Genomic DNA, 1,033 nt, shown 5'->3' on the forward strand with positions numbered 1-1,033 from the left:
ATCTTCATCTTAAAAAGTGAAGAAGTTTCTGTAGTCGGGAAGTAGCTCAGCTTGGTAGAGTACTTGGCTTGGGACCAAGGGGTCGCAGGTTCGAATCCTGTCTTCCCGACCATGTTTCAAATGAATATGCCGGTGTGGCGGAATGGCAGACGCGCGCGACTCAAAATCGTGAGGGAAACCGTGGGGGTTCAAGTCCCTTCACCGGCACCATATTCAAGCGGGTGTAGTTCAATGGTAGAACTCCAGCCTTCCAAGCTGGTCGCGTGGGTTCGATTCCCATCACCCGCTCCATATTTTGCGGAGGGATACCGAAGTGGTCATAACGGGGCGGTCTTGAAAACCGTTAGAGTGCAAGCTCACGGGGGTTCGAATCCCTCTCCCTCCGCCACTTCTTTTTATTACGAAATAATTATGGCGGCGTAGCTCAGATGGCTAGAGCGTTCGGTTCATACCCGAAAGGTCGGGGGTTCGATCCCCTCCACCGCTACCATAGGGGCATAGTTTAACGGTAGAACGAAGGTCTCCAAAACCTTTGGTGTGGGTTCGATTCCTACTGCCCCTGCCAAGGAACATTTTTAAAACCTATACATTATGGCGGTCGTGGCGAAGGGGTTAACGCACCGGATTGTGGCTCCGGCACTCGTGGGTTCAAGTCCCATCGATCGCCCCATTTTTTTATAACTACAATATGTCTCAGTAGCTCAGCTGGATAGAGCATCCGCCTTCTAAGCGGACGGTCGGGAGTTCGAACCTCTCCTGAGACGTTTTACATGCGGTCGTGGTGGAATTGGCAGACACACCATCTTGAGGGGGTGGCGGGGCGACCCGTGCGAGTTCGAGTCTCGCCGACCGCACCATTAATTTAAATGGGGTTAAAAAAACCTCTTGATTAATGAAAAGTAATGTGTTATATTAAAAATCTACTCACGAAACATACAAGTTTAACTGAGTAGAACAAATCACATAAAACTAAAAAAGTTGTTGACTTTCAAAGTTAGATGTGATAAATTAAAGATCTGCTCCGGAAACGGCG

Annotated in this window: 9 tRNA genes; all 9 read left to right on the plus strand. The window is 49.0% G+C overall.

Going from position 1 to position 1,033, the window contains the following annotated elements:
* Positions 1-35 precede the first annotated feature (35 nt).
* Positions 36-112 (plus strand) — tRNA-Pro (locus tag POF51_RS31970).
* A gap of 16 nt (positions 113-128) precedes the next feature.
* A tRNA-Leu gene (locus POF51_RS31975) sits at positions 129-210 on the plus strand.
* Positions 211-217: 7 nt separating this feature from the next.
* Positions 218-291, plus strand: a tRNA-Gly gene (locus POF51_RS31980).
* A gap of 8 nt (positions 292-299) precedes the next feature.
* Positions 300-388: transfer RNA gene (locus POF51_RS31985), tRNA-Ser, on the plus strand.
* A gap of 25 nt (positions 389-413) precedes the next feature.
* Positions 414-490: transfer RNA gene (locus tag POF51_RS31990), tRNA-Met, on the plus strand.
* Position 491: 1 nt separating this feature from the next.
* A tRNA-Trp gene (locus POF51_RS31995) sits at positions 492-565 on the plus strand.
* Between the two features lie 29 nt (positions 566-594).
* A tRNA-His gene (locus tag POF51_RS32000) sits at positions 595-670 on the plus strand.
* Between the two features lie 20 nt (positions 671-690).
* Positions 691-764: transfer RNA gene (locus POF51_RS32005), tRNA-Arg, on the plus strand.
* Between the two features lie 8 nt (positions 765-772).
* Positions 773-857 (plus strand) — tRNA-Leu (locus tag POF51_RS32010).
* Positions 858-1,033: the final 176 nt, after the last annotated feature.

This window comes from Brevibacillus sp. AG (assembly GCF_028369215.1).
Classification (GTDB): domain Bacteria; phylum Bacillota; class Bacilli; order Brevibacillales; family Brevibacillaceae; genus Brevibacillus; species Brevibacillus porteri.